This is a genomic window from Kitasatospora sp. NPDC058492 (genome assembly GCF_042720685.1).
Taxonomy (GTDB): Bacteria; Actinomycetota; Actinomycetes; order Streptomycetales; family Streptomycetaceae; genus Kitasatospora.
Window position 1 is genome coordinate 1 of record NZ_JBHXMU010000015.1, and the last position, 22,552, is coordinate 22,552.

5 protein-coding genes are annotated in these 22,552 nt (G+C 77.7%); all 5 read right to left on the bottom strand.

Annotation, left to right across the window (positions count from 1 at the left end; translation table 11 throughout):
• Window positions 1-182 precede the first annotated feature (182 nt).
• Window positions 183-1,022: a dimethylargininase gene (ddaH, locus tag ACFWPI_RS12545; protein WP_380338278.1), complete on the bottom strand. Its 840-nt coding sequence runs from the start codon at window positions 1,020-1,022 to the stop codon at window positions 183-185.
• Between the two features lie 253 nt (window positions 1,023-1,275).
• On the bottom strand, window positions 1,276-1,500 hold the full coding sequence (locus tag ACFWPI_RS12550; protein ID WP_063349723.1) for an MbtH family protein: 225 nt from the start codon (window positions 1,498-1,500) through the stop codon (window positions 1,276-1,278).
• Entirely contained in the window at window positions 1,497-12,548 is an 11,052-nt protein-coding gene (locus ACFWPI_RS12555) for an amino acid adenylation domain-containing protein (RefSeq protein WP_380373366.1), read from the bottom strand. Before ACFWPI_RS12555 ends, ACFWPI_RS12550 begins: the two co-directional genes overlap by 4 nt.
• Before the next feature lie 4 nt (window positions 12,549-12,552).
• On the bottom strand, window positions 12,553-17,940 hold the full coding sequence (locus ACFWPI_RS12560; protein ID WP_380373363.1) for an amino acid adenylation domain-containing protein: 5,388 nt from the start codon (window positions 17,938-17,940) through the stop codon (window positions 12,553-12,555).
• Entirely contained in the window at window positions 17,937-22,535 is a 4,599-nt protein-coding gene (locus ACFWPI_RS12565) for a condensation domain-containing protein (protein ID WP_380373360.1), read from the bottom strand. The genes ACFWPI_RS12560 and ACFWPI_RS12565 overlap by 4 nt, the downstream gene beginning before the upstream one ends.
• Between the last annotated feature and the right edge of the window lie 17 nt (window positions 22,536-22,552).

Below are 22,552 nucleotides of genomic sequence, written 5' to 3' on the forward strand. Positions count from 1 at the left end.
GTCGGGCGGCGGCACCGGGGCGCGACGCCGACGGGCCGCGCGGACCTCCTCGGGGGGAGGCCCGCGCGGCCCGTCGCGTTGGTGCGCGGTGGGTCCTACGGCCCGAGTCCGCCCCGTTCGCCCGCCCCGGCGTCACAGGGGCGGGCGAAGGGGCCGACCGCGGACAGGCGGACGGGCAGCGGTCAGGCGCGGTGGCGCAGCTCCAGCGTGCAGCACTTGACGCTGCCGCCGCCCTTGAGCAGCTCGGACAGGTCGACACCGATCGGCTCGAAGCCGCGCTCCCGCAGCTTGTCGGCGAGGCCGGTGGCCGCCTCCGGCAGGAACACGTGCCGGCCGTCGCTGACCGCGTTGAGGCCGAACACGGCGGCGTCGCCGGCATCGGCCAGCACCGCGTCCGGGAACAGCCGGCCCAGCACCTCGCGGCTGCCCGCGGAGAAGGCCTCCGGGTTGTACATGATCTCGTCGCCGTCCAGCACGGCCAGCGCGGTGTCCAGGTGGTAGTAGCGCGGGTCGATCAGCTCCAGGCCGATCACCGGGCGCCCGAAGAACTCCTGGGCCTCGGCGTGGCCGGCCGGCGTGCTGCGGAAGCCCCGCCCGGCGAGCACGTACTCGGCGGTGACCAGGAAGTCGCCCTCGCCCTCGTTGACGTGCTCCGGGTCGTGCAGCTCGGGGTAGCCGTTGGCGCGGAACCACTCCAGGTAGGCGGGGCCCTCGGCGGCCCGTTCGGCGTTGCGGAAGCGGGCGCCGAGCACCTTGCCGTCCACCACGGTGGCGCCGTTGGCGGCGTAGACCATGTCGGGCAGGCCCGGGATCGGGTCGATCAGGTCGACCCGGTGGCCGAGCTCCTGGTAGAGCGCGTACAGCCGCTCCCACTGCGCCACGGCGAGCCCGGTGTCGACCGGCTTCGCCGGGTCCATCCACGGGTTGATCGCGTAGGTGACCTCGAAGTGGCTGGGGCGGCACATCAGGTAGTGCCGGGGCCGGGCCGTGCGCTCGGCGGGGCGCGGGGTGACAGCGTTCATCGGTGACTCCTCGTGAGGGCTTCGGACAACGGGCGGTGGCGCTGCGGTCCGGACGGGCGGCAATCGGGTGCCTGCGGGGCTCCGGGGCCGGCTCGCCGGCGGCGCGGCCGGGCGTGGGGGAAACCCAGGCGCGCCGCACTCGTTCCTGCGGGCCGGCCCCGCGCCCGTCCCTGACATGCTGTCAGTTCGCTTGCGGGGGACGGAAGATCCTTAAGCCAGGGTGGAACAGCCCTGATGGACCGGCCGATCGCGCTCAGTCGACGCGGGCGTCCATCGCCTCGGCCAGGCTGCGCGGACGCAGGTCGGTCCAGTTCTTCTCGACGTAGTCCAGGCAGGCCTGCCGGGATTCCTCGCCGAACACGCTGCGCCAACCGGCGGGCACGTCGACGAAGGCGGGCCAGAGCGCGTGCTGGTTCTCCTCGTTCGCCAGGACCAGGAACGCGCCCTGCTCGTCGTCGAAGGGGTTGGTGCTGCTCATCGGACCCTCACTTCGTGGTTGTGGTCGTGCACTTGGGCAAGGTCGTTCAACTCGTCGGCCGGCTCGTCGTTGAACCCGCCGTCGACCTCGTCGTTCAGCTCGTCGTTCAACTCGCCGTTCAGCTCGTTGTTCAGCTCGTCACAGAACTCGGTGACCCGCCGTCGGAAGGCGGCCACCACCCGCCGGGCGGTCGGCTCGTCGCAGCCGTCCAGCGCGTGTACCAGGGCGCACTCCAGCCCGCCGGGTGCGCCGTCCGCCGTCCGCCGCTCCACCAGTTGGAGCAGCAGGTCCACGGCGGTGCGGGCCACCGGGACGGGCCGCTCGGCGACCGCCACGGCGTCGGCCCACCGCCCGCCGTCGGCCGGCTCGGCCCGCACCAGATGGGAGACCGCCACCCCGAACAGCGGCTGGCGGCCCGCCTGCCGGGCCGGGTTGACCAGTTCCACCACCCGGTCGAACGGCAGGTCCTGATGGGCGTGGGCGGCCAGCAGCCGCTCCCGGACCCGCCCGACCAGGGTGCGGGCCGTCGGGGCGCCGGAGGTGTCGACCCGCAGCACCACGGTGTTGACCAGGCAGCCGACCACGCCGTCCAGCACCTCGTCGTCCCGGCCGGCCAGCGGCACCCCGATCGGCAGGTCGTGCCCCGCGCCGAGGTCGCCCAGCGCGGCGGCGAACGCCGCCTGCACCACCATGCCGGTGCCGGCCGAGCAGGCCCGGGCGGCGGCCGCCAGCCGGCGGTGGTCCCCCGGGTCCAGGGCGAAGCGGACGGTGCCGGCCGCACCCGGCCCGACGCCCGGGGCGCCGGTGGCGTCCGGCAGGCCCCGCCACGGCGGCAAGGCTGCCAACGCGCCCTTCCAGTAGGCGGCCTGCCGGGCGGCCGGGCTCTCCGGGCGCCCCTCGTCGCCGAGCCGCCGCCGCAACCACAGGGCGTGGTCGGCGTACTGGACGGCGGGCGCCGGCCAGCGCGGCGCCCCGCCGGCCGCCCGGGCCCGGTAGGCGAGCCGCAGGTCGGCCAGCAGCGGTTCGAGCGCGTGCCCGTCCACCGTCGCGTGGTGCAGCACCAGCAGCAGGGTGTGCCGGTCGGGGCCGCTGCGCAGCAGGGCGGTGCGCAGCGGCGGTTCGGTCAACAGGTCGAAGCCGCGGTCGAGTTCGGCGGCGATCCAGGCGTCCAGCCGCTCCGGTGGGACGTCGAGGAGGCGGGGCGCGGCGGACGGGACGGCGGCGAGGACGGCCTCGGCGAGGTCGGCGTCGGCGGGCGGGTCGTCGGCGGGCGGGTCGTCGGCGGGCGCGAGGATGCGCTGCTCCGGGCCGTCCGGGCCGTACGGCAGGACGGTCCGCAGGGCCTCGTGCCGGGCCACCAGGTCGCCGAGGGCGGCCCGCAGCGCGGCGGGGTCGAGCCCGCCGGTGAGGTCGAGGGCCAGGGTGGTGAGGTAGTCCGGGCGGTGCTCGCCCAGGTAGTTGGCCGTCCACAGGCGCAGTTGGGCGGGGGCGAGCGGCAGCCGGTCGGGCCGGGCCGTCCGGTCGCCGAACGCCGGGGCGCTGCCGTCGGCACCGTCGGTACGGGCGGCGCGGTCGAGCCGATGGTCCAGCCCGGCCACCGTGGGCGCGTCGAACAGCTCACCGAGCGGCACGTCGACCCCCAGGGTGGACCGGATCCGCCCGGCCAGCCGCATCGCGGCGATCGAGTTGCCGCCGAGCGCGAAGAAGTCGTCCTCCGGCGCGACCGCCGGCACCCGCAGCACCTCCGCGAACAGCGCCGCCAGCACCTCCCGGCGGGGCGAGCGGGTCGGCCCCGGGGCCGACCGCTGCGGCGGGCCCAGGGCGGTCGTGTCGACCTTGCCGTTGGCGTCCAGCGGCAGCGCGTCGACCGGGACGAGCACGGCGGGCACCAGGTGGCGCGGCAGCCGCCCGGCGAGCCGGCGGCGCAGTTCGCCGGCGGCCACCGGCCGGTCGGCGACCACGTACCCGACCAGCGAGCGGCCCGCCGGGCCCGCCCCGTGCGGCACCACCCGGGCGGCGGTGACCTCCGGTTCGGCGCACAGCGCGGCCTCGATCTCGCCCGGCTCGATCCGGAACCCGTTGATCTTCACCTGCCGGTCCGCGCGCCCCAGGAAGTGCAGCCGGCCCTCGGTGTCCCACCGGCCCAGGTCCCCGGTGCGGTACAGCCGGCCGCCCGGCGGGCCGTACGGGTCGGCGACGAACCGCTCGGCCGTCCGGGCCGGGGCGCCGTGGTAGCCCGCGGCCAGGCCCTCGCCGCCCAGGTGGATCTCGCCGGGGACGCCCGGCGGCACCGGGCGCAGCGCGGCGTCCAGCAGCAGCACCCTCGTCCCCGCGAGCGGGCGGCCGATCGGGACGGCCCCGCCCTCGCGGACCGGGCCCGCCGGGACTTCGTGGCCCAGGGCGAAGGTCGTGCTCTCCACCGGCCCGTACAGGTCCAGCAGCCGCTGGCCGGGCGCGGCCCGCCGGGCCCGGGCGAGCGCCGCCGGGGGCACGACGTCGCCGCCGGTGCAGATCAGGCGCAACCGGGCCAGGGCCGCCGGGATCTGCTCGGTCAGCAGGTCGAACAGGCCCGCCGTCAGCCAGGCCGCGGTGGCGCCGCCGCGCTCAACGGCCCGGGCGTAGTCCGCCGGGGTCAGCTCCCCCGGCGGGGCCACCACCACCTGGCGGCCGGTCAGCAGCGGCATCAGCAGCTCGTACACCATGGCGTCCCAGGCGTGCGGCGAGTGGAACAGCACCCGGTCGTGGTCGGGGCCGTGCCACAGCGGGTCGTCGGCCAGGGCGAGGATGTTGCGGTGGGTGACCGCCACGCCCTTGGGGCGGCCGGTCGAGCCCGAGGTGTACAGCAGCTGGGCGACCTGCCCGGGCCGCACCTCCACGCCGGGGTCGTCCGTACTCCCGCCCGCCCGCCGGGCCGCCGCCAACAGCTCGGCGTCCAGCAGCAGTTCGGTGCCCGCCTCGGCGGCGAGCGCGCGCAGCCGCTCGGCCGGGAACCCCGGGTGCAGCGGGACGCAGACGGCGCCGAGCTTGGCCAGCGCCAGCATCGCCACCGGCACCTCCGGGCTGCGCGGCAGCCGCACGGCGACCCGGGTGCCGGGCCGCACCCCGAGGGCCGCCAGGTGGTGGGCCAGCCGGTTGGCGTCGGCGTTCAGCGCGCCGTACGTGGTCGTGGCGTTCGTCGCGGTGGCGTACGTGGTGGTGGCGGTACCGGCGCCGTCGACGTGTCGCAGGGCGATCCGGTCCGGGTGGTCGGCCGCCAGCCGCTCGAACCGCGCGCCGATCGACACCGGTTCGGCGTCGACCGCCGGGCCGGTGCCCCAGGCCCGCAGCCCCGCCCGCTGGACGGGCGGCAGCAGGTCGACCCGGCCGGTGGTCAGCGCGTCCGCGCCCGGACCGGCCAGGGCGGCGCAGGCGGCCGTCAGCAAGGTGCGCAGCCGGTCCGCGTCGAGGTACCGGTCCAGTTCGGCGGGGCGCAGCTGGAGCCGCACGTCCAGGCCGCCCTGGCGCGGCAGCACCACCAGCGAGAGCGGGTAGTGGGTGCCGTCGAACGGTTCGACGGCTCCGATCCGCAGGCCCGGCGCGGGCTCGACGAACCCGGCCTCGTCCAGCGGGTAGTTCTCGAACACCAGCGAACTGTCGAAGAGCCGCCCGGCGCCGGCGGCCTCCTCCACCGCGGTGAGCCCCAGGTGCTCGTGGTCCAGCAACGCGGTGCGCTCCCGCTGGAGCCGGGCGGCGAGCTCGCGCAGCGGCTCGCCCGGGTGCAGCCGGGCCCGGACCGGGACGGTGTTGATCAGCAGGCCCACGAGCCGCTCCGCCTCCGGCAGTTCGGCCGGGCGCTGGGCGACGGTGGTGCCGAACAGGACGTCGTCGCGGCCGGTGAGGTGGGAGAGCACCAGCGCCCACGCCGTCGCCACCAGGGAGCCGAGGGTCACCTCCCACTGTGCGGCGCGCGCCCGCAGCCCGGCGGTGAGCCCGGCGGGCAGGGTGAAGACGCTCGTCGACGGGCCGTCGTCGGCGCCCTCGCCGCCGGCCGGCGCGGGCCGGCCGACCCGGGTGGGCTCGGCCCCGGCGAGGGCGGCGCGCCAGGCGCCGCGCGCGGCCGCGTCGTCGCGCCCGGCCAGCCAGTCGAGGTAGCGGCGGTAGGACGGCGCCGGGGGCAGGTCGACGCCCTGGTGCAGCGCGAGCAGCTCGCGCAGCACGATCGGCACCGACCAGCCGTCCAGCAGCAGGTGGTGGTGGGTGAAGACGAGCCGCCACCGGTCGGCGGCCAGCCGCAGCAGGGTGAAGCGGATCAGCGGCGGCGTGTCGACCGCGAACGGCCTGCGGTCCTCCTCCACGAGCCGCCGGGCGGCGGCGGACTGCTCCCGCTCCGCCCGCCCGGTGAGGTCCACGGTGCGCCAGGGCAGCGTCACCTCGACCGGCACGACCTGCTGCGGCGGGCCGGACTCGCCGCTGGTGAAGGCCCCGGCGAGCTGCGGATGGCGCGCCAGCAGCCGCCGGGCGGCGTCCTGGAGCCGCTCCGGGTCGATCGCGCCGGTGAGGTCGAGGACGAGCTGCACGAGGTACGGGTCGCGGCGGCCGTCGTGGGCGGCGTAGCGGGAGTGGAACAGCAGGCCGGCCTGGAGCGGTGTGGCGGGCAGCAGGACGGCGGCGGGCGCGGCGGGCGCGGCGGAGGCCTCGGCGGGCTCCTCGGCGGAGGCTTCGGTGGGCTCCTCGGGCTGGGCGTCGGCTGCGGGCCCCTCGGCCCGGGGCGGGCCGGCGGACGACAGGGTGGTGAGGGCCTGCTCCCAGCGGGCGGCGAGTTCGGCCACCGCGTCGGCGGCCAGCACGCCGGCCGGCCAGGCCCATTCGACCCGCAGCCGCGGGCCGTCCGGGCCGGTCTCCACGAAGGCGTCGACCGAGAGGGTGTGGGCGAGCGGCAGGGTGGGGTCGGCCTCGCCGCGCAGGGTGCCGGGGACGGGCTGCCAGGGGCCGCGGCGGGTGGTGTCGAAGCGGCCCAGGTAGTTGAAGGCGATCGGGGCCGGGCGGTCGGGCAGCGTGCCGGACCGCTGGAGCAGCCCGTACGTCAGGCCCCGGTGGGGGGTGGCGCGCAGGCGCTGCCGGGCGGCCGCGACGGCGCGGGCCAGGTCGTCTACGCGGGCCGGGTCGTCAGTGCGGGCCAGGTCGTCGGCGGGGGCCGCTCCTCCGGTGTCGGGCGCGGCCGGGCCGGTGTCCAGCAGGACGGGGTGGATGACCGTGAACCAGCCCAGCGTCCGGGAGAGGTCCAGGCCGTCGAGGGCGGCGAGTTCCGGGTCGCGGCCGTGGCCCTCGACGTCCACCAGGAGCGGGCCGTCGGCGTTGCGGGCGCGCCAGCCGTGCAGGGCGGCGGCGAGGGCGCCGAGGAGGATCTCCGGTACGGCGGCGCCGAGTCGGTCGGGCAGGTCGGTCAGCAGGGCGGCGGTCGGGCCGCCGCCCAGGGTGGTGCGCAGGGTCGCGGCTCCGGCCACGGTGTCCCGGGTGCGGTCCAGCGGGCGGGTGCCGATGGTCCCGGTGCCGGCGGTCAGCAGGCCGTGCCAGTGGTCACGGTCGGCGGCGACCGCCGGGTCGGCCTCGGCGGCCCGCAGCGCACGGGCCCAGTCGGCGGCCGTGACGGGGACGGTGGCGAGGTCGGCCGGGTGGCCGTCGGCGGCGGCCCGGTGGGCCCGGGCGAGGTCGTCGAGCAGGATCCGCCAGGAGACGCCGTCGACGGCGAGGTGGTGGATCACCATCAGCAGCAGGCCGCCCTGGTCGCCGTCGAACCAGACCGCCCGCAGCAGGTCGCCCCGGTAGGGGTCGAGGCGGCGGCGGGCGTCGTGCCGCTGTTCCGCGACGAGTTGCAGCAGGGCGGGCGCCGGGTCGCGGCCGGGGGCGGTGGCGAGTCCCTCGCGGGCGAGGTCGATCCGGTGCAGCAGCGGGGCCGCCGGGACGGTCCCGGCGGGACGGATCTCGAAGGCGAGCGGCTCGCCCGGGGCCCCGGTCAGGCGGGTCCGCAGCGCGTCGTGGTGGTCGACGAGCTGCTGGAGGGCGGTGCGCAGGGTGTGTTCGGTGGCGCCGGGCGGCACCTCGCACAGCAGGGACTGGGCGTAGCCGTGGATCGGTCCGCCGCGGGCCGCCAGCCAGTCCGCGATCGGGGTGGGCGGCAGCACCCCGCCCGGGGGCGCGGGCGCCGCCGGGCGGGCGGCCGGGGCGCGGCCGGCGTCCGGGACGACGGCCGCGGCGGCGGCGAGGGCGCGCGGGGTCTGGTGGGTGAACACGTCCTTCGGCGTGATCAGCACTCCCGCCGACCGGGCCCGGGTGGCCAGTTGGATCGCCAGGATGCTGTCCCCGCCGAGCCGGAAGAACCCCTCCGACGGCCCGGGCCGCGCCCGGCCGAGGACGCTGCCGAACAAGGTCCGCAGCTGCTCCTCGGCGGGCGAGCCGCCCTCCGGGCCGGTGACGGGCTGCGGGCGGGCGGCGGCGGGGGCCGGGAGCGGGCGGGCGGCCGGGCTGGAGGTGCCGGGCAGGTCGAGGGAGTCGAGGGTGTCGACGGGTGCCGCCGGGTCGGCCAGAGCCGCCGCCAGCAGGCGGCCGAGGCCCTGCGCCAGGCGCTCGGCGGTCTCGGGGCGGAAGTGGCCGGTGCTGTACTCCAGGACGCCGCGCACCGTGCCGTCCGGCTGTTCGGTGAACTCGAAGAGCAGCGGGAACTTGGCCATCACCCGCTCGAATCGGTGCGGTGCGCCGGACAGGCCGGGCAGGGTGAGCGCGGGCCGGCGCCCGCCGTGCAGGGTGATCATCACCTGGAACAGCGGGTGGCGGCCGAGTTTCCGGTCGGGTGCGAGGGCGTCCACGACCCGGTCGAAGGGCGCCTGGTCGTGGGCGAAGGCGGTGAGGTCGGTGTGCCGGACGCGGTCGACGAGCTCCGCGAAGCCCGGACGGCCCGAGAGGTCGGTGCGCAGGGCGAGCGGCTGGGCGAAGTAGCCGACCAGGTCGTCCAGGGCGGGGTCGGCGCGGCCGGCGGTGACCGTGCCGAGGACGAGGTCGGTGCCCGCTCCGGAGCGGGCGAGCAGGCAGGCGACGGCCGCGTGCAGCACCATGAACAGGGTGGCTCCCCGGCCGGCCGCCAATTCGGCTGCTGCGGCGACCAGTTCGGTGTCCCACCGGAACTCGGCGGCGGCCCCGCGCAGGGCCGTGCCGGGCGGTGGCTCGTGGTCCACCGGCAGCGCGGTGCGCCCCGGCGCGGCGTGCAGGGTCTCGCGCCAGTGCGCCAGTTCGGTGGCCAGCGGGCTGTCGGGCTCGCCGGCCGGGCCGAGCTCCCGGCGCTGCCAGAGCGTGAAGTCGGCGTACTGGAGCGGCAGTCGGGGCCACTCGGGGGCCTGGCCGCGGGCCCAGGCGGCGTAGCCGGCGGCGAGGTCGCGGGTCAGCGGGCCCAGCGACTGTTCGTCGGCGGTGATGTGGTGCAGGACGATCAGCAGCAGGTGGGTGCCGGGCCCGGCGGTGAACACCACCAGCCGCCAGGGCAGGCCGTGTTCGAGGTCGAAGGGCCGGTGGACCTCCTCGTGCACCGCCGCGTCCAGGTCGGCGGGGTCGGGGTGCCGGACGGTCAGCGGGAGGGGCGGGTCGTCGAGGATCCGCTGGTACGGCTGCCCGTCGGTGGCCGGGAACACGGTGCGCAGGCTCTCGTGCCGCTGCTGGACGTCGGCCGCGGCGGCCCGTAGCGCGGCCAGGTCGAGCGGCCCGGTCAGCCGGGCGGCGAGCGGGACGTGGTAGGTCGACGCCTGCTCGCCGAGCCGGTGCAGGAACCACAGGCCGCGCTGGGCGTAGGAGAGCGGGATGCGCTCCGGCCGGGGGCCGGCCTGCGGGCGCTGCGGGCGCGCCCGGCCGGCCGCCGCCTCGCCCTGGCCGGCGGCGCCACGGGCACCGATCCGGGCGGCCAGGCCGGCCACGGTGGGGGCCGCGAAGACGTCCCGGATGGTCAGTTCGGCCGACAGCTCGGCGGGCAGCTCGGCCCGGGCGCGGACCACCAGCCGGTTGGCCGAGAGGGAGTCGCCGCCGAGGGCGAAGAAGCTCTCGTCCGCGCCGAAGCCCTCGGCCCCGAGGAGTTCGCCGAACAGCCGGTGCAGCCGGGTCTCGTGCTCGCCGCTGGGCGCCCGGCCCCGGCCGTCCGCCGCCCTGGCCTCCCGGGCCCGCAGCCGGTGCTCGTCGAGCTTGCCGTTGGCGGTCAGCGGGAAGGCCTCGACGGCGACGAAGGCCGCGGGCACCAGGTGGTCCGGGAGCGACGCGTGGGCGTGGTCGGCGGCCGCGCGGACGGCCTCCTCGGTGCCGAGCAGGTAGGCGGTCAGCGCCTTGCGCCCGGGCTCCCGTTCGGTGGCGAGGACGGCGGCGCCGGAGATGCCGGGCAGTGCGGCGAGCGCGGCCTCGATCTCCCCCGGCTCGATGCGGTAGCCGCGGATCTTCACCTGCCGGTCGGTGCGGCCGAGGTGTTCGAGTTCGCCGTCGGGGCGGCGGCGGGCGCGGTCCCCGCTGCGGTACATCCGGCTGCCGGGCGGACCGTACGGGTCGGCGGTGAAGCGGCCGGCCGTCAGCGCGGGGCGGCCGAGGTAGCCGCGGGCGAGGCCGGGGCCGGCCACGTACAGCTCGCCGGGCAGGCCGTCGGGCACCGGCCGCAGGGCGGCGTCCAGCAGGTACGCCCGCAGGTCGGGCAGCGGCCGGCCGATGGTGGCGGCGCCCGAGGCCACGGCGGCGGCGTCGAGGTCGCCGGCCGTGACGTGCACGGTGGTCTCGGTGATGCCGTACATGTTGACGAGCCGGGGCGCGTCCTGCGGGTGCCGCAGGTACCAGTCCGCGAGCCGCCAGGGTTCGAGCTGCTCACCGCCGAAGATGACGTGGCGCAGGGCGAGCCGGGCGCTCGGGCCGGGGTGGGCGGCGTCGGCAGCGGCCAGCTGGGTGAACGCCGAGGGGGTCTGGTTGAGCACCGTGACGCGCTCGTCGGCGAGCAGGCGCAGGAACTCCTCGGGCGAGCGGGCGGTGTCCCGGGGGACGACGACCAGGCGGCCGCCGTGCAGCAGGGCGCCCCACAGCTCCCAGACCGAGAAGTCGAAGGCGTAGGAGTGGAACAGGGTCCAGGTGTCGTCCGGTCCGAAGCCGAACCGGTCGGCGGTGGTGGCGAGCAGCCGGGTGACGTTGCGGTGGGTGACCAGGACGCCCTTGGGGCGGCCGGTGGAGCCGGAGGTGTGGATGACGTAGGCGACGCCGTCCGGGCCGGGGCGCTGCGGCTGCGTCCGGTCGGCGGGCTCGTCCGCGCCGTCGACGGGCAGGGTCTCGACGCCGTCGGGCAGCGCCGCCCGGGCGGAGTCGTCCGTCACCACGAGCCGGGGCGCGGCGTCCTCGATGGTCGCGCGCAGCCGCTCGACCGGGTAGTCCGGATCCAGCGGCAGGTAGCCGGCGCCGGCCTTCTGGACGCCGAGCAGCGCGACCACCAGGTCCGGCGAGCGGGGCAGGGCGACGCCCACCAGGTCGCCGCGGCGCACGCCCCGGGCGGCGAGCCGGCGGGCCAACCGGTCGGCGCGCAGGTCGAGTTCGCGGTAGGTGAGGACGGTCTCCCCCAGCACCACGGCGGGTGCCTGCGGGCGGGCGGCGGCCTGCCGTTCGAACAGCGAGACCAGGGTGTCGCCGTCCGGCTCGGTCCGCGCCGACCCGGGCGCGGGCGCGGGCAGGGCGACGGCTCCGCCGCCGGTGCGCAGCCGGCCGACCGGGAGCCCCTCGGGCGCCTCGGCCAGCGCCGTCACGAGGTCGAGCACCCGGTCCAGGTGGGCCCGGACGGTGTCCTCGGGGTAGTCGCCGACCGCGTCGGCGAACACCGGCAGGGTGGCGCGGCCGTTGTCGTAGACGCCGAGCGCGAAGTCCTCGGGCAGGCCCGGCGAGACCTCGTGCACGGTGGCCGGGATCCCGCCGAACCGCAGGCCCGGGTCGAGCGGCAGCAGGTTCAGGGTGGGGCCGATCAGCGGCCGGTCGCCCCGGGCGGCGGCGGTGTCGCGGAGCAGGTCCTCGAAGCGGTACCGCTGGCGGCGCAGCGCGGCCCGGACCCGGTCCGCCGTGGCCGTCACCAGGCCGCCGACGGTGGCGGCCGGGTCGACGGCGAGCCGCAGCGGCACGACGTTCGCCGTCATGCCGAGGGCCCGCCGGGCCAGCGCGGCGTCCCGTCCGCGGACGCCGAGGCCGATCACCGCCGTGCCCTCGCCGGTGTCGGCGTGCAGCGCGACGGCGAGCGCGGCCGGGAACAGCGCCGTCCAGCCCGCGCCGACGCGCTCGCGGACAGCGGCCCAGCGTTCGGCGGACAGCTCCGTCCGGACGGCGACCGGCGGGCGCGGGCCCGAGCCGGTCGGGGCGCCGCGCCCGCCCGCGAGGCGGGGCGGGTCGCCGAGGCCGGCCAACTCCTCGGCCCAGAAAGCGGCGTCGGTGCGGAACCGGGCGGAGGCGCGGTAGACGGCGTCGTCGTCCAGCAGGGCCTGGAGCGGGTCGTGCACGCCGGTGGAGGGCGGCTCGCCCGCGTGCAGCGCCGTGTACTCGGCCGCCACCCGGCGCATCAGCCCGGCCCCGCCCACCCCGTCGCACAGGATGTGGTGCATCCGGAGGTACCAGAGGTACTCCGCCTCGCCGGTCCGCAGCAGGAAGTGGTCGAAGGGCGGGCGGTCGGTCAGGTCGTAGGGGTGGGCGAGTTCGGCGGCGAGGAACGCGCGGGCGGCGGCGGCCGGGTCCTCGTGGTGGCGCAGGTCCTGCCGGTGCAGCGGCCAGTCGGCGGCGTCCTCGATGATCTGGACGGCGCCGTCGGCGGTCGGCTCGAAGCGCACCCGCAGGCTCTCGCTGCCGGCCACCACGCCCCGCAACGCGCGTTCGAACAGCTCCTCGTCGATCGCGCCGTGGAACTGGACGTACTGGCCGGCGGTGAACCGCCGCCGGGTGGGGTCGGCCTCGTGGCCGAACCAGATTCCCGACTGCGGGGCCGTGAGCGGCCGTCGTCGGCCGGGCGTGGCGGGCGTGGCGGGCGTGGCGGACATCCGGTCAGCTCCTTTCCGACTGGTGCGGCTCGTGCGGACTCTGTGACCCGTGCGGCCCGGACGGGTCGCCGAGCCGGTCGAGCAGCGCCGGGGCGAGGTCGAGGAGGGCGGCCGGGCCGCCGAGGTCCTGGTGGCCGTGGTCGGTCCGGTGCCGCAGCAGCCGGCCGCCGTCGAGGTGGGGCAGCCAGCTCTCCGGGTCCTGGACGGGCCCGCTGGTCTCCGGAACGGCCTCGATGAGGAGCAGGTCGCCGCGGTACCCGCCGGGGCGGAAGGCCCGGCCGAGCCGGACGTTGTTGTCGTAGACCTCGGCGAGCGCGGTCAGGTGGTGTTCGGAGAAGACGGAGAGCGGCGAGTCGGAGTCCTTGGCGAGGACGAGGAACTCCTCGGCGGTCGGCGCGGGCGCGTCGGCGGGGCGGTCGACCCCGGTCAGCCGCAGCAGGGCGTTGCGGACGTGGCCCTGCTCGGCGAGCACCTCGGCCTCCGAGCGGGCGGGCAGGTCGGCGAGCACGTAGCTGTCGAGCATCGCGAGCAGGCCCACCTCCGCCCCCTGCTCCTGCAGCCGGGCGGCCACGGCGTAGGCGACCAGGCCGCCGAACGACCAGCCGAGCAGGTGGTAGGGCCCGTCGGGCTGGACGGCACGGATCTCCCGCACGCAGTCCTCGGCCACCTCCTCCACGCTGGCCGGCAGCGGCCCCCGGCCGTCGAGGCCGCGGGACTGCAGGACGTAGAGCGGCCGGTCGCCGAGCGGCCCCAGCAACGCCGCGTACGTCCAGCCGATCCCGGCGGCCGGGTGCACGCAGAACAGCGGCGCGCCGGTGCCGGTCGAGCGCAGCGGCAGCAGGGTGGCCAGCATGGGCTCCAGGCCGTCGGCGGGCGGCGCGGGGACGGCGGCGGCGGCGGCGGTGGCGGTGGCGTCGGCGGCAGGGAGCGGGGTGCGGGCGGGCCCGGCGGTCGTGGGCCAGGAGTCGAGCAGGCCGAGGGCGCCGACGGTGGTGTCCGGCTCGGCGACGAGCGTGTCGAGCAGCCCCAGCAGCCGGGCCAGCAGGGCGTCGGCGGCCTCGGCGTCGACGGCGTCCTCCCGGTGCAGGATGTCGAGTTCCAGTCCGCCGTCCCTCGGGATGGCCATCAGCGACAGCGGGTAGTGCGCGGCCGTCTCGCTGCCCGAGCCGGTGATCCGCACCCCCGGGAGCGCGTCGCCCTGGTCGCCGGACTGCGGGAAGTTCTCGTACACCATGACGGTGTCGAAGAGTTCGCCGAGGCCGGTCGCCCGCTGGATGGCGGGGATTCCCAGGTGCTGGTGGGCGATCATCCGGACCTGCTCGCGCTGGACCCGGGTCAGCAGCCCGGCCAGCGACTCCTCCGGCCGCAGGGTGATCCGCAGCGGCAGGGTGTTGATCAGGAAGCCCATGACGGACTCGGAGCCCGGCAGCTCCGGCGAGCGGCCGTTGACGATGATCCCGAACACGGTGTCGGGGCGGCCGGTCCGCTCGGCCAGCAGCAGCGCCCAGGTGGCCTGGAGCACGGTGTTGAGCGTGATGCCCAGCCCGGCGGCGAGGGCGCCGAGCCGTTCGGTGCGCTCCTCGCCCAGGGGCCGGTAGCGGCGGCCCGGCCACCCGGCGGCGGGCGGCAGCCCGGGCGGCGTCACCAGGGTGGGTTCGATCGGCGCGGCCAGGGCCTCGCGCCACGCCCGGCGGGCGGCCTCGTGGTCCCGGCCGGCCAGCCAGGCCAGGTGGGCGCGCAGCGGCACCGGCTCGGGCAGTCCGGCCGGGTCGCGGTACAGGGCGAACAGCTCCGGCAGGAGGAGCTGGTTGGACCAGCCGTCGATCAGGGTGTGGTGGGCGACCACCTCCAGCCGGTACCGCTGCGCGCCCACGCCTTCTCCGGGGCCGAGCCGCAGCAGGGTGAAGCGGATCAGCGGCGGGTCGGCCGGGTCGAACCGGGTGGTCCTGGCCTCGGCGGCCAACCGCTCGGTCTCCGCCTCCTGTTCGGCCTCCGTGAGGCCGCTGAGGTCCAGCTCCGTGAACGGCGGCAGGCGGTCCGGGACGACCTGCACCGGGCGGCCGTCGGGGAGGCGGACGAACCCGGCCGCCAGGTTCGGGTGGCGGCGGCAGAGCGCCTCGACGGCGCGGCGCAGCGCCGCCGGGTCGAGCCGCCCGTCGAAGAGCATCCACAGCCGCATCACGTAGGCCCCGCCGCCGCCCTGGCTGTGCTGGGTGGGGAAGAGCAGCCGCTCCTGGAGCGGTGTCAGCGGCAGCACGTCCCGGTGGCCCGGGAACCGGGCCTGCAACCAGGCGCGCTCGGCGGCGTCCAGCGGGAGCAGTTCGCCGTCGGCGGGCCGGCCGGCGCCCTGGTCGGCGGGGTCGAGCGCGGTGGCGACGGCCGCGAGTCCGGCCGGGGTCGGGTGCGCGAACACGTCCTCCGGGGCGAGCGCCAGCCCGGCCCGGCGGGCCCGGCGGAGCAGCTTGATGGAGCGGATGCTGTCGCCGCCGAGGGCGAAGAAGCTGTCGTCCGGGCCGACTTCGGGCAGGCCGAGGACGCCGGCGAAGAGCTCGCGCAGCACCTCGACGGGGCCGGCGGCCGGGGCGGCGGAGGGCTCGGGCGACGCCCCGTCCACGGTTCCGGCGGCCAGGGCGGCGAGTGCGCCGCGGTCGGTCTTGCCGTTGGCGTTGGTCGGGAGGTCGTCGAGGAAGACCAGGGCGGCCGGGACGACGGGTGCGGGCAGCACCTCGCGCAGCGCCGCCCGGACGGCCTCCGGATCGGCCGGGCGGCCCTCGGCGGCGACCAGGAAGGCCGTCGTGCGGCGGTCGCCCTCGCCGTCGTCGGTGGCGACCACCACGGCCCGCCGGACGCCGTCCAGCTCCGTCAACCGGGCCTCGATCTCGCCGAGTTCGATCCGGTGGCCGCGGATCTTCACCTGGTGGTCGGTGCGGCCGGCGTACTCCAGCTCGCCGGCGGCGGTCCAGCGGGCGAGGTCCCCGGTGCGGTACATCCGGGCGCCGGGCGGGCCGAACGGGTCGGGCAGGAAGCGCTCGGCGGTGGCACCGGGCCGGTGGGCGTAGCCCCGGGCCAGGTAGTCCCCGGCCAGGTAGAGCTCGCCGGTGACGCCGACCGGCGCGGGCCGCAGGGCCGGGTCGAGGACGTGGGCGCGCACGTTGCCGATCGGCACGCCGATCGACGGCTCACCGTCCGCGCCGGGCGGGCACGCCCCGGCCGTGGCGTACACGATGGCCTCGGTGGGGCCGTAGAGGTTGAGCACCCGGGCGTCCGGGTTGCGGGCGTGCACCTGGCGGACCAGCGCGGCGGGCAGCGGCTCGCCGCAGAACACGTAGGTCGTCGCCCGCTCGCGCACCCACTCGGCGCGGGCGACCTGCTGGTACACGGACGGGACGGTGTTGACCAGGCTGCCGGACCAGTCCGGGCGTTCCAGCAGCGTGAGCAGGTTGTCCACCAGGTCGACGCTGCCGCCGACGAACAGCGGCACCAGGAGCTCGAAGACCGACAGGTCGAAGGAGAGCGAGGTGGAGCCGAGCACCCGGGAGAGCGCCTCGGGGCCGAGCTCGGCCGCCGCCCAGGCGGCGAGGTTGGCCACGGCCCGGTGGGTGACCACCACGCCCTTCGGCGTCCCGGTGGAGCCGGAGGTGTGGATGACGTACGCCGCGTTGCCGGGCAGCGGGCGGGTGGGCCTCGCCTCGGCGGGCGCGGGGGCGGCGGGCTCGTCAGCGGCGGGCGCGTCCAGCAGCACGACGGACGGGCCGTCGGTGGCCGGCTCCGGCAGCACGGCGGCGGCCAGCTGCGCCGTGGTCAGGACCACCCGGGGGCGGGCGTCCGCGAGCACGAACTCCACCCGGCCGCGCGGGTGGCCCGGGTCGACCGGGAGGTAGGCGGCGCCGACCTTCAGCACGCCCAGCACGGCCGCGACCAGGGCGGGGGTGCGGGGCAGCAGCACCGCGACGACGTCCTCGCGGCCGACGCCGAGACCGGCGAGCAGCCGGGCGATCCGCTCGGAGCGCCCGTCCAGTTCGGCGTAGTCCAGCACCTCTCCCCCGCCGCGCACCGCGACGGCGGACGGGGTCCGCGCCAGCTGGGCGGCGAACGCGGCGGGCACGGTGGTCTCGGGCACCGCGTGTTCGGTGGCGTTGGCCTTCCGCAGCAGGGCGAGCTCGTCCCCGTCGGCGAGGTCGAAGGAGTGGATCGGCTCGTCGGGCCGGGCCGCCAGCCGCGCCAGCAGCCGGACCAGCCGGCGGTGGGCCGCCGGGTCGGCGCCGTGGCCGCCGGCGGCGACCCGCCACGCCCCGTCCCGGTCCGCCGGGCCGGGGGTGGGGTCGGCGCGCAGGAACAGGCCGGGCAGCGGCTCGCCCCAGGCGCGGGCCAGGACGGCGACCGTCCCGGGGCCGTACGCCACCCGCTCGGCGCTGTCGGCGATCCCGGTGACCAGGCCGTACCCGGAGGACGGGCCCCAGGGCAGGTCGAGGTCCGGCCGGTGGCCGTGGCGCCGGGCCGCGCGCAGGGCGCGGCCGGCCTGCCGGAGGACGGCGGTGAAGCTGAGCCCGGGGGCCGGGGCCAGGCGCACCGGGACGACCAGGCCGCGGCCGCCCGGGCCGGGCGCCGGGCGCCAGTGTCCGAGCAGCAGCTCCCGGGCGCCGGTCAGCCGGTGCGCGTGGACGGCGGCGGCGGCGAGCAGCACCGCGGCGGGGCCCGCACCGCCGGCCCGGGCGGCCCGGGCCAGTGCGGCCGGGTCGGCCACCGGCAGCCAGGGCAGTTCGGCCGGCGGCGTGACGGCTCCGGCCGGGCGGGCGGCGGCGGGCTCGGGGCCGGCCGCCCCCAGGACCTCCCGCCAGTACGCCCGGTCGGCGGGCCGGTCGGCGTCCGGGTCCGGGGCGGGGGCAGGTACCAGGGCGGGGGCCGGGGCCGTCTCGGCATCCGCGGCGTCCTCGGCGTACAGCTCGCCGGCCCGGCGGACGAGCGCGGCCAGCCCGGCGTCGTCGTCGACCAGCCGGTGGTGGCGCTGGAACCAGCTGAGCCCGCCGTCGGATCGGCGGATCAGCACGTGGCGCAGCAGCGGCCCGCCGAGCAGGTCGAGCGGGCGGACGAGCTCGGCGGCGAGCCAGCCGTCCAGTTCCTCCGGGTCGAGGTCGATCACCGCGACGGCGGGCGGCTGGGCCGGGTCGGCCGGGCGGAGCAGGCCGGGGCCGCCCCCGGCGGCGGCGCGGTAGCCGGTGTGCAGGTCCGGGCGTTCGGCCAGGGCCCGAGCCACGGCGCGGCGCAGCCGGTCCAGCCCGACCGGGCCCTCGAAGCGGACCAGGCGCGCCACGCAGTCGGCGGGAAGGAGCGGGGTGTCCCGCAGGACGGCACGCCGGGCGGCGTCGAGCGGGGTGGCGGTGGAGCTGCTCACAGGGCCCTCACGGTGTCGTCGTCGGGGTGCGGGGTCACGGTCTCGGGCGCGTCGCCGTGGTCGGCGTGGTCGGCGTGGTCCGCACCGTCGGCCTGGTCCGCGTAGTCGGCGTAGTCGGCCGCCACGTCGTGGACCGGGCGGTCGGGCTCGGCGAGCAGGCCGCGCAGCAGCTCGCGCAGGCCGGTGGCGAAGCCGGTCGCGGTCGGCGGGTCGAAGAGTTCGGGGGCGTAGTGCACGGTCAGCGCCGTGGGGGCGGCGCCGCTCTCCGCCCGCCACCCCAGGTCGAGTTCGGCCCCGCGCGGGGCGGCGCCGTGACCGACGCCGTGGCCTCCGCCGTCGCCCCGGGAGCGGACCGGGAGCTCGGCTCCGGGGCCGGCCGTCCCGTCGGGGGTGGTGCGCCCGAGCAGGTCGGTGAAGGCGGGCTCGTCGGCGAGGTCGGCCCGCAGCAGGGCGCCGCCGGGCAGGCCGACCGCCACCTCGTCCTGGCCGGCGATCCACGAGAGCAGCACCAGCCAGCCGGCCCGCAGCACCCGGTCGGGGTGCGGGCCGAACCGGGCGATCGCGTTGCGCAGCGACTCGTCGACCGGGACGGTGACGCTGCGCTCGGTGTAGTCGGGGCGGCCCGGGCGGGGGCGGTCGGTGGGGACGTCGAGCCGGACGGGCCCGGGCGGGCCGGCGGGGGCGGCCGGCAGCGCCGCATCAGAGGAGACGGCCGCCGGCGCCCCGGCCCACAGCCGGGAGATCGGCAACTCGCCGTCGGCTGCGGCGAGTTCACGGAGCAGCGCCGTGTACTCCTCGACGAACGCGGCCGCCGTCGCCCCCGTGAACAGCTGGGTGCTGAACTCCAGGCAGGCGGTCATGGCGTCGTCGCCGACCCGGTCGGAGGTGATCAGGGTGAGGTCGAACTTGGCGGTGCCCGCCGGCAGGCCGCCGAACAGGTTGCCGGCGCTGTGGCCGATGTCGAAGTACCCGGTCGAGGTGCCCTCGATCTGCTGGATCGGCGGCAGCTCCTGGTGCACGTAGAACACGTCGAACAGCGGGCTCCGGCCCGGATCGCGCTCGTCCGTCAGCGCCTGGACGACCCGGTCGAAGGGGATCTCCTGGTGCTCCAGGGACTCCAGCACCACGGCGCGCACCCGGTGCAGGAAGGCGGTCACCGACGGGGCGCCGGACAGGTCGGCGCGCAGCGCCACGGTGCTGTTGAAGAAGCCGATCAGGCCTTCGAGTTCGGGCCGGTTGCGCCCGGTGGTCGGGATGCCGACGACCAGGTCGTCCTGCTCGCTGCGGCGGGCCAGCAGCAGGTAGAGACCGGCGAGCAGGACCACGAAGAGGGTGACGGAGCGGTCGGCCGCGAGCCGCCGCAGCTCCCGCATCAGGGCGGCGTCCACGGTGAACACCGCGAGGTCGCCGGCGTGGTCCTTGCGGGCCGGGCGCGGGTGGTCGGTGGGCAGCCGCAGCACCGGCGCGTCCCGCAGGGTCTCGCACCAGTAGGCGAGTTCGCCGTCCAGAGCCGAGCCGGCCACCAGTTCGCGCTGCCAGGCCGCGTAGTCGGCGAACTGGACGGGCAGCGGCGCGAGCCGGTGCGGGCGGCCCTCGCGGCGGGCGGCGTACAGCTCGGGCAGCTCGCGTTCGAAGATCCGCGGTGAGGCGCCGTCGTTGACGGCGTGGTGCATGGTCACCTGGAGCACGTGCTGCTCGGGGGCCGTGCGGACCACGAGCACCCGCACCAGGGGGTCGTGGGCGAGGTCGAAGCGGTGCTCGGCGGCCTGCCGGACGAGTTCGCGGGCGGCGGCGAGCGGGTCCGGATCCGCGGAGACGTCCCGGAGGGTGAAGAAGTCGCCGGGCTCCGGGCGGATGCGCAGCACCGGCTCGTCGTCCTCCTCGGCGAAGTTGGAGCGCAGCACCTCGTGGCGCAGCATCAGGTCGTGCCACATGCCGCGGACGGCGTCGACGTCGAGCGGGCCGCTGATCAGGCTGACCATCGGGAGGTTGTACAGCGTGGTGTCGGGGTCGAGCTGGTGGTGGAACCAGATCCGGTCCTGGCCGAAGGAGGTGACCGGGGGTGTGTCGCGCGGGGTGATCGGCGGCAGGGCGGGGGCCGCGGGGGCGCCGGCCCGGCGGCGGATGAGGTCGGCGAACGCGCCGACGGCGGGGTGTTCGTAGACGTCGAGCAGCCGGGGGCGGAAGCCGAAGCGGGTCTGGATCCGGTCGGCGAGCTGGAGGGCGATGATCGAGTTGCCGCCGAGTTCGAAGTAGTCGGCCTCCGGACCGGGCGGCTGCTCGCTGTGCAGGAGTTCTCCCAGGACTTCGGCGAGCCAGCGTTCGGGGTCCTCGGCGGGGCCGGTCCCGGTGCGCTCGACGGCGGACGCGGCGGGCGCGACGGACACGACGGGCGCCACGGATGCGACGGGCAGGGCGGGGGCCGCCGGTGCGGGCCGGATCCAGCACGGGGTGGCGGCCAGCGGGTGTCCGGGCAGGTGCAGCCGGCGGGCGGTGCCGGGTTCGGGGCCGAGCGCCGTCCAGTCCAGGTCCAGGCCGCATTCGTACAGCCGGCCGAGCAGCGCGGCAAAGCCTCCGCCGCCGTCACCGGCGGCCGTGACCAGCCGGGCGCCGTCCTGCCCCTCCGGGCCGAACCGCTCGGCGAGCAGCCGGCCGAGGACGCCGCCGGGGCCGGGGTCGAGGAACACCACCGGTCCGGCGGCGGCGAGCCGTTCGGCCGCCGCGACGAGCCGGTCCCGGTCGGGCGGCGCGGCCTCGGCGCCGGTGGCGGTGGCGAGTTCGCGGGTGTCCTCGGCGGTGAGAGTGCCGAGCAGGTACCGGGCGGCGTACCGGGAGACGCCGCTGCTCAGCACGGTCCCGACGGGCACGCCGCAGCGCGACAGCTCGCGGTGGAGGGCGAGTTGGCCCGCGAGCAGCCGGGCCGCCGGGCCGGTGGCGGGCAGCGCGTCGGGCAGCTCCGCCGGGCCGGGGGCGTCGGGCACGGCGTCCGGGGAGAGCAGCAGGCAGACGGCGGGCGGCCTGGTCCGGCCGCCGCGCGGGGCGCCGCCGGCCGGTGCCGAGGCGTCGAGCCGGGCCGCCCGTTCGAGCAGGGCCCGGCCGAGTTCGGCGGTGTCGCGGGCCCACACCGCCGCCCGGTGCCCGTAGTGGGTGCGCCCGGAGTTGAGGGTGAGGGCGACGTCGTCGAGGTCGGTGTCGCGGGCGGCCGGGCCGGTCAGCGCGGCGCCGAGGTCGGCGCAGAGCCGGGCGAGCGCGGTGCGGCTGCGCGCGGAGACGCCGACGAGCCGGGGCGCGCCCGACCGGTCGGCGCGCGGGGGCACAGGCGGCCGCTGGACCACGCAGTGGGCGTTGATGCCGCCGAGGCTGTACGAGCTGACGCCGGCGATCCGCTCCTCGCCCTCCCAGCGGCGCAGCGCGGTGACCACCTCGACGGGTTCGAGGGCGGCCTCGTCGACGGGCCGGCGGAAGTGCAGGGACGGGTACAGCTCGCCGTGGCCGACCGCGAGGACGGCCTTGACCAGGCCGGCGATCCCGGCCGCGTGGTCGAGGTGGCCGACGTTGGTCTTCACCGAGCCGATCGGCAGCCGCCGGCCCCGCGCCCCGAACCCGCGCGGCCCGAACACCTGGGCCAGGCCCTCCAGTTCGACGGCGTCGCCGAGCCGGGTGCCGGAGCCGTGCGCCTCCAGGTAGCCGGCCAGGGCGGGGTCGAGCCCGGCGGCGCGCCAGGCCGCGCCGATCACCGCCGCGTGCGCGGGTGCGCTCGGGGTGCTGATGGTGGCGGCCGCCCGGCCGTTGTGCCGGACGGCGCTGCCGCGGATGACGGCGTGGACGGGCGTGCCGTCGGCGCGGGCCCGGCCGAGGGTGGTGAGCAGCAGGACGGCGCCGCCCTCGCCGCTGGCGGTGCCGTCGGCGTCGGCGTCGAAGGCCCGGCAGCGGCCGCTCGGGGAGACGAGTTCGGTCATGCCCTCGGTCTGCCGGGCGGGCAGGCCGCCGGAGCGCAGGCTGAATCCGCCGGCGAGCGCGTACTCGGCCTCGCCGTCGCGCAGTTCGCGGCAGGCCTGGTGGACGGCGACGAGCGAGCCGTTGCAGCCGGTGTCGACGGCGTAGCAGGGGCCTTCGAAGCCGAGCACGTGAGCGATCCGGGCGGGCAGCGCGAAGGGCACGTTGCCGAGGGCGCTGAGCGGGCCGGGCTCGGTGGCGGCGCCGAGGTAGCCGGAGGCGGCGGCGCTGAGCACCACGGCGACCTGGCGTCCGCGCAGGGCGCTCGCGGCGTGGCCGGCGTCCTCGACGGCCTGGTGGGCGAGGACCAGCGCGATCCGCTGCTGGGGGTCCATCAGGGCGGCCTCGCGCCGGGAGAGGCCGAAGAAGGCGTGGTCGAAGGTGTGGACGTCGGCGAGGTGGCCCATCGGCAGGTAGCCCGCGTCCGGGTCGAGCCCGGTGGCGGCGGCCCGGGCGGCGGGCATGCCCCCGACGGAGTCCCGGCCGGCGGCGAGGTTGGCCCGGAAGGCCGCCAGGTCGTCGGCGTCGGGGAAGCGGGCGCCGATGCCGACGACGGCGATGTCGGTGTCGGCGGGGGCCGTCGCTGGGGTCCTGGTCACTGCTGCTCTCTCCCGTT

Excerpts from the sequence above, each read along its gene's own strand:
- ddaH (WP_380338278.1), bottom strand. The coding sequence starts at position 1,022 with ATGAACGCTGTCACCCCGCGCCCCGCCGAGCGCACGGCCCGGCCCCGG.
- ACFWPI_RS12555 (WP_380373366.1), bottom strand. The coding sequence starts at position 12,548 with ATGTCCGCCACGCCCGCCACGCCCGCCACGCCCGGCCGACGACGGCCG.
- ACFWPI_RS12550 (WP_063349723.1), bottom strand. The coding sequence starts at position 1,500 with ATGAGCAGCACCAACCCCTTCGACGACGAGCAGGGCGCGTTCCTGGTC.